This is a genomic window from uncultured Microscilla sp., from assembly GCF_947493425.1.
Taxonomy (GTDB): Bacteria; Bacteroidota; Bacteroidia; order Cytophagales; family Microscillaceae; genus Microscilla.
The window spans coordinates 1-7517 of sequence record NZ_CANLRP010000266.1; the positions used below are offsets into that span (position 1 = coordinate 1).

Consider the following 7517-nt stretch of genomic DNA (forward strand, 5'->3'; position numbering starts at 1 on the left):
TCTACTCGTTCTGTGATCATACAGCGAGTTTAACTATTTTCTTTTTTCCAACCTAGAAATCAGCGAAACGTAAGTTATGAAGTCGGTAAAGCAACAAGCGACTGATGACTCTCACAATTGATAAATAAAGACATAGCAATGCCAGTCAAAGGCGTAAAGTCTTTGTTTTTTAAGGGTTTAACATTTTTCTCATTTTTGCAACCTGTAAAAAACTGGTTGAAGGTGTTCACAGGTTTTGCTGGTTTTAGCGTGCCACCCCTGACGGCGCACGATGGGGCGATGAGGCTTTGCCGCTGCCTTTGTTCAACTGGTCGATCCATTGAGCGCCTTCGGTTTTCAGCCAACGATTGATCAAACCATAGTTGATGAAAGGCTCTACCCATACCACTTGAGCGTGGTCGGGGTGGGTAGACACAAAGCTCCTAATCAATCCGTTTTTGTCGCGGGCATAAAAATACTCCAGCCCGTGTTGGGTGTGGTTGCGCAAAAAGTTGATTTCGAGCTTGGGCAAACGTGCCTCTAGATGCCCCATGAGCGAGTCTATGACTTGCTCTAGCAAGGCTTGTTGCAAGCTGCGCCAAGGTTTACTTTTTTGTTGGCGCATGAGCTTGGGCAAGTGGGTTTTGAGCCATTGCCCCATGTAGGCATAGTGTAGCACTAGCTCGGCGCGCACGCTGCTGTCGCTGGTGGCAAACACTTGAGCCTGCACCAACAGTTCGGGGCGTAACTTTTGCCCCGAATCGGCCGCCGCAGCGGGGGTTGACGTGGTGGCTACTTTGAGCCCCGCGTAGTGGTAAAAGCCTTGGGGGGTACGCGCAAATTTGAGTTTAAATTTGGGCGTGTGTTGTTGCAGTTGCTCGGTGGCAAGGTCTATCCCCGTGTTGTACATCGATTTTTGCAAAGTGGGGGTGCAGCCACTGGCAAGCAACGCCCACAATAGTACTATGAGCATGCCCCAAACCCAATGCACGCGTTTGGGTGCGTCGGGCGGGTTGGGCGCTTGGCTTGCCCGCACGGGGTGCAAGCCTTGGGCGCTTCGGGTTACTATTTGGTTAGCAGTGTATTTCATTTTTATTTTATAGTTTTAGTTGTTAGTCGGGAGTCCGTAGTCAGGAGTCGGGAGTCCGTAGTCAGGAGTCGGGAGTCGGGAGTCGGGAGTTGGGAGTTGGGAGTCCGTAGTCAGGAGTTAGCGCGAAGCGATTTCTCAATTGTGAGAAAAGCTACCGACTACCAACTACTGACTCCCAACTCCTGACTAGCTAAAAGCTACTGACTACGGACTCCCAACTACTGACTAGCTAAAAGCTACCGACTACGGACTCCCAACTACTGACTAGCTAAAAGCTACCAACTACGGACTCCCAACTACGGACTACGGACTATCTTGAGCATACAATTCCTCTCGTTGTTGGGTCAATTCTTCTAGTTGGGCAGTGCCCTCGTTGCTGATGGTTTGGGCTAGGTTGCGAAAAAACCTTTGCAGGAAATCGCTTGCTTCTAGCATACCTTCCGCCAAAGCCCAATCGCCTTCCGATGCGTCTAATCCTGCCTCCAGCAAGTCGCTCGCCTCGTTATACAAGTCGGTGGCGTGGTTGAGGCAGGCATACAGTTGGTACTCTATGCTTAGCTCGTGCCGATGGTGGCGACGTTGCTTGAGCAATTGCCCCAAAAAACGGTAGGTGAGCTGTGCACCCAAGGCATGCCCATATACCCTTTGGTCTTGTGCTTCGGGCGTTTGGCTCAGTACCTGTGCCATAGTATGGCTTGCTGCTTGGTATTTTTGCTCAATGGTTTGTTGGGCAAGCATCAAGTTGTTTTTTTCCAGGATACGGTCGCCCAGGAGCTTAGCCAGCACCGAATGGCTATTGCCCAAGGGGGTGGTGGCGGTTAGTCGTTTTTTTCTTCTATTGGCAAAGTAATTTTTCATTGTAGTTAGTAGTTGGGAGTCGGTAGTTGATAGTCGGGAGTCGGTAGCCCAATGCCCTACAAACGGTGAATGCTTGCCTATCCACTCCTTTTTTTTGCTGCTTTGGCGCAGGCATGGCGGTGCCATGTCGCCCTGCTTTAGCGGCAGTCAACTCGTTGATTTTTATACTCATATTGGGAGAGGTATTTGGGTAAACCTTGTGACTGCCCAAGTACTGCAATACTTGGTAGCTGCTGGGTTTGCCAAAAACCAGGGTTCCAATTTTTTAGGAGGCATTTTTACAGCGGAGGTCTGCAAACCTTCCGCTGTACTGCCTATACCTCTGTTTCTTTTTGTTTTAGCTTACATATTTGATCTTTCGTTTGATTTCGCTTACAAAGTAATGGGGGGATTTTTGGAAAAACAAAATGGGGGAGAAACAGCGGGTTTTTTTCGGGTTTTTCTTGGCAGGCATTTGGTTGGCAGGGTCTTTTTTTGGTTTTTTGGGTATATTCTGATTCCTAAGGAATAAGAAAATTGAACACCTCTAAACACAGAGTTTATTGGAAGTTAAGCTAAATGCCAACGCTTTGACTGCAAGAAGGCTACCCCTGATTGCTAAAGTTAAATTTATATTTATTGGTGCAAAATTGCACTAAACATGTATTTTACTAAACTATTCAATGTTTTCAACCTTTTAAACTGTTAAATACCTACCAAAAACTTGACATTGCACTTAATATTCGATTACAATTGCAAAAAAGAATTGGGAGTCATTCCCAAACCTCATGTATAGCACTGCTTACATATTGCCCCTTGCCGCCGCCCGCCGCAACAATGCCCGTCCCTAAGGGGACGAAACAACTACATATTGCCCAAATTTGGGGGATTTTTTAATCGCCCCGCCCTTCAAAATCTACCCATAGATTACTATAGAATTTCTTGAAGTTTCGCTACATTGAGCAGTAATTTACTGTATACTTTTGATGGAGTTTTGAACGATTCCATTTACCCAATCTACTATTTATTTTTGAACAATTCCTTAGGGTGAAAAGCCATGTTACTTTTTATAAAAAAACAGTGGGATAACGTATTCAGTACCAGTTTTAGGCTAAAAAAACGCAACCTTAATTCTCCTTTTGCGGTAAGCGAACATTTTTTGACAACTACAGAAAACAATACTCCATACCTAGCACCTAAAAAAAGTATGACTACTACCCATGTTGAAATGGCCAACGAAAGCCACGTGCGGTATGCTGAAGCAGTGTGCCGAATGATAGAAGAAGCCGCCAAAATACGCGGCACTGGCATAGCCAAGCGCGACCCTGAGTATATTAAAATGAAAATAGTAGAAGGGAAAGCAGTGATAGCACTTAAGGGAGAAGCCCTGGCTGGATTTTGCTATATAGAAACCTGGCAACACGGCAATTATGTGGCACATTCGGGGCTGATTGTAAACCCTGAGTTTAGGGGCGAAGGACTGGCAAAACGTATCAAAGCCAAGGCTTTTGAACTTTCAAAGGTCAAGTTTCCTAACGCCAAAGTGTTTGGGCTTACTACCAGTTTGCCAGTAATGAAGATCAACTCAGAGTTGGGCTACAAACCGGTCACTTTTTCTGAGCTTACCCAAGACGAAACTTTTTGGAAGGGGTGCCAAAGTTGTGTCAATTATGATGTGCTTACCCGCACCGAACGCAAGCACTGTTTGTGTACGGGTATGCTCTATGACCCGGCTCAAGACAAAAACAGCCCGGCAGTAGACACCGAACAACCCAAAAAATGGAAACATTCTATGAAGGTGTACCAGCGCTGGATGCGTTACAAGCAGTTTGTGCTGACCAAACTGGAAGACCGCAAGGAAAAGCGCATTGTAAAGAAACAGGAGAAACTAGACAAGAAAGCCCAAAAAATAGAAGAGAAGCTGGGTAAAAAACTAGGCAAAATACAAGAGCAAAAAACAAAACTAAAGCCTCAAAAAGGCAAGCCAAAAAATGACTGATACAAACAACAACAAAGTAGTACTGGCGTTTAGCGGAGGGTTAGACACCTCTTACTGTGCCCAATACCTTGCCCAGGAAAAGGGCCTGGATGTATACGCTGTGGCAGTAAACACGGGAGGGTTTTCTGACGAAGAGCTCAAGCAAATTGCCCAACGTGCTGAGCAATTGAACGTGGTAGATTTTAAAGTGCTCGATTGCACCAATCAATACTACGAAGAATGTGTGAAATACCTCATTTTTGGCAACATATTGCGTAACCAAACCTATCCTCTATCGGTAAGCGCCGAACGTATGTTTCAGGCATTGGCGGTAGCCAACTATACCAAAGAGCTAGGCGCCAAATATGTGGCACACGGTAGCACGGGCGCGGGCAACGATCAAGTACGCTTCGACCTGGCATTTCAAATTATTATGCCTGAAGTAGAAATTATTACCCCGATTCGTGACTTGCAGCTTTCGCGTGAAGCGGAAATTGACTATCTCAAAGCCAATGGCATTCACGATGATTGGGAAAAAGCAGCTTATTCTATCAACCAAGGGCTTTGGGGCACTAGTGTAGGCGGCAAAGAAACCCTTACCTCGCACCAACCTTTGCCCGAAGAGGCATACCCCAGCCAACTACAACAAACCGAGTCATTGCAGGTAACTTTAGTTTTTGCGCAAGGCGAACTGAAGGGGCTACAATGGGGAAATGAACCTGCCAAAACTTATGACAATCCAGTAGAGGCAATCAATCAACTGAACAAATTGGCGGCACCTTATGCCATTGGACGCGATGTACACGTGGGCGATACTATTATTGGTATCAAAGGTAGGGTAGGCTTTGAGGCAGCGGCACCGCTCATCATTATCAAGGGGCACCACACTTTAGAAAAACACACCCTCACCAAATGGCAACAATACTGGAAAGAGCAACTAGGCAACTGGTATGGAATGTTGCTACACGAAGGACAATACCTCGACCCGGTGATGCGTAATATTGAACATTTTTTGGCAGATACCCAAACCACTGTGAGCGGGCAGGTATTTGTACAACTACACCCCTACAGGTTTGAAATAGAAGGCATTGCCTCTGACCACGACTTAATGCAAGCCAAATTTGGGCATTATGGCGAAATGAACCGCGAATGGTCAGGTGATGATGTGAAGGGTTTTACTAAAATATTGGGCAATGCCCATAAAATATATCATTCGGTGAATAAAAAATAGGGGCTTGGTGCTAGGTATTGGGCGCTGGGTAAGTTTTACTCCTAGTACCCAGCACCAAGTACCCAAAACCTATTAAGTACTATGAAAACAGGAATTATCGGGGGGGCGGGTTATACCGCCGGAGAGTTGCTCAGACTATTGGTCAACCACCCCCACGTTGATATAGCCTTTGTGCATAGCAACAGCCAGGCGGGCAAGCCAGTGCATCACGTTCACCAAGATTTGGCTGGAGACATTGCACTGGCGTTTACGAACCAATTGTTTTTAGACGAAGTTGATCTTATATTTTTGTGCATGGGGCACGGGCAATCTCAGTTGTTTTTGGAAAAAAATGCTCCATTGCCACCCCAGCTCAAGGTGATAGACCTGAGCCACGATTTTAGGCTTAAGCGCCCCGATCATAGCTTTGTGTATGGTTTGCCCGAATTGAACAAAAGCAGCATACAAGGCAGCCAATACATAGCCAATCCGGGATGCTTTGCCACTGCCATCCAACTCGCTTTGTTGCCATTGGCAGCCCAACAAGTCTTAAACAATGAAGTGCATGTGCATGCCATTACGGGGTCTACCGGGGCAGGACAAGCACCAAGTGCCACTACCCATTTTAGCTGGAGAAATAATAATGTGTCGGTGTACAAAGCTTTTACGCACCAACACCTCGGCGAAATAGGGCAAAGCATACAACAACTACAAACAGGATTTGAACGGGCAATTAATTTTATCCCGGTAAGGGGCAACTTTAGCCGAGGCATTATGGCATCGGTGTATACCGAGTGTGCTTGGACAGCTAAAGAAGCTACTCAATATTACCAAGACTATTACCAGGCTCATCCTTTTGTGCTTGTCAGCGATGCCAATCCTGACCTCAAGCAGGTAGTCAATACCAATAAAGCCTTGTTGTATGTTGAAAAACACGATAATAAGCTGCTTATTATCAGTATGATTGATAATTTGTTAAAAGGAGCTTCCGGGCAGGCTGTCCAGAACATGAACCTGATTTTTGGCTGGGATGAAACCACGGCTTTAAAATTAAAATCGATTGGGTTCTGACAAATTTGGCAAGCGCTACCTGAAGCCAGTATATAAAAAGAAAAATGAACTTATTTGAAGTATATCCATCGTTTGATGTAGAGCCGGTAAAAGGCCAAGGAGTATATGTGCAAGACACCCAAGGGCAACAGTATTTAGATTTGTACGGAGGGCATGCGGTTATGTCGGTAGGGCATAGCCACCCACATTATATCCAAAGCATTGCCCAACAGTTAAACAACCTGGGGTTTTATTCTAACTCAACCCAAAACTCTTTACAAAAACAGCTTGCTCATCAACTTACTCGGCTGTCAGGCTATACCGATTACTCGTTGTTTTTGTGCAATACCGGAGCCGAAGCCAACGAAAGTGCTTTTACGCTGGCTTCGTACCACACCCAACGGCGTAAAATACTTACTTTTATCCGTGGTTTTCACGGGCGTACCTCGGCAGCGATTGCGGTGACTGATATGCCCCAAAAGCTGGCGCCTGTAAACACGGTACATGAGGTGGTTAAGGTGCCTTTAAACGATATTGAAAGCGTTGCTCAACATTTGAAGTCGGGCGAAGTGGCGGCAGTTATTGTAGAAGGCATTCAAGGCTATGGCGGCATTCATGTGCCCAACCCTCAGTTTTTGACCCAACTGCAGCAACTTTGCCACGATACCCAAACCGTGTTGATTGCCGACGAAATACAATCGGGCTATGGGCGTTCGGGTAAATTTTTTGCCCACCAGTACACTGATTTGCGCCCCGACATTATCACCGTGGCAAAAGGTATGGGCAATGGCTTTCCTATTGGCGGGGTGTTGATTAGCCCTCAGTTTACCCCGCGTAAGGGAATGTTGGGCACTACCTTTGGCGGCAACCATTTGGCTTGTGCGGCGGGCATTGCGGTACTTGAGATTATTGAAAAAGAGGGATTGATACAAAACGCGGCTGAGGTAGGTACTTATATGCAACAACGTTTGCGGGCAATTGAGGGCATTAAAGAAGTGCGAGGCAAGGGGCTGATGATAGGCGTGGAGTTTGACTTTCCGGTGGCAGAGTTACGCAAACAGTTGGTATACAAGCACCATATTTTTACAGGTGTATCGGGCACGCATGTATTACGCATATTACCCCCGCTTAAGCTTACCAAAACTGATGTAAACTTGTTTGCCACTGCTTTGCAGCAAATCTTGAACAATATGATAGCGGTGTGTGTGTGAAAAAGAGATTGTAAAGTCATATTTGCAAATATGACAACATTTTAATCCATTGGTCGCTTGATATTTTAAGGCTTTCTTATAAAAAATTTGAAACCGTACACTTTTTTATAGCAGATAAGTCTTGATTTTTTTGATGGTTTTACAGCGTAAAAAGAGCTGTTA

General features: G+C 45.7%; 6 protein-coding genes. 4 read left to right on the forward strand and 2 right to left on the reverse strand.

All coding sequences use genetic code 11. The features are described from left to right. Positions 1 to 244: 244 nt before the first annotated feature. Both Q0954_RS31880 and Q0954_RS31885 read right to left on the reverse strand, forming a co-directional pair. The gene (locus Q0954_RS31880) at positions 245 to 1069 is read right to left on the reverse strand and encodes a hypothetical protein (protein WP_299465362.1); all 825 of its coding nucleotides are present in this window, start codon (positions 1067 to 1069) and stop codon (positions 245 to 247) included. A 303-nt stretch (positions 1070 to 1372) separates the two neighbouring features. After that, positions 1373 to 2053, reverse strand: a complete 681-nt coding sequence (locus tag Q0954_RS31885; RefSeq protein ID WP_299465365.1) for a hypothetical protein — start codon at positions 2051 to 2053, stop codon at positions 1373 to 1375. A gap of 910 nt (positions 2054 to 2963) precedes the next feature. Between Q0954_RS31885 and Q0954_RS31890 the strand changes: the two genes are divergently transcribed. The 4 genes from Q0954_RS31890 (at position 2964) to Q0954_RS31905 (ending at position 7355) form a co-directional block, all read left to right on the forward strand. Beyond that, the gene (locus Q0954_RS31890) at positions 2964 to 3905 is read left to right on the forward strand and encodes a GNAT family N-acetyltransferase (RefSeq protein WP_366916774.1); all 942 of its coding nucleotides are present in this window, start codon (positions 2964 to 2966) and stop codon (positions 3903 to 3905) included. Then, positions 3898 to 5115 carry an argininosuccinate synthase domain-containing protein gene (locus tag Q0954_RS31895; RefSeq protein WP_299465368.1) on the forward strand — a complete coding sequence of 406 codons (1218 nt, stop codon included), beginning with the start codon at positions 3898 to 3900 and terminating at the stop codon, positions 5113 to 5115. The genes Q0954_RS31890 and Q0954_RS31895 overlap by 8 nt, the downstream gene beginning before the upstream one ends. An 81-nt stretch (positions 5116 to 5196) precedes the next feature. Beyond that, positions 5197 to 6165 (forward strand): N-acetyl-gamma-glutamyl-phosphate reductase, encoded by a 969-nt coding sequence (gene argC, locus Q0954_RS31900; RefSeq protein ID WP_299465371.1) that lies wholly within the window; start codon positions 5197 to 5199, stop codon positions 6163 to 6165. Between the two features lie 44 nt (positions 6166 to 6209). After that, positions 6210 to 7355, forward strand: coding sequence for an aminotransferase class III-fold pyridoxal phosphate-dependent enzyme (locus Q0954_RS31905; protein ID WP_299465374.1), 1146 nt, complete (start codon positions 6210 to 6212; stop codon positions 7353 to 7355). Positions 7356 to 7517: the final 162 nt, after the last annotated feature.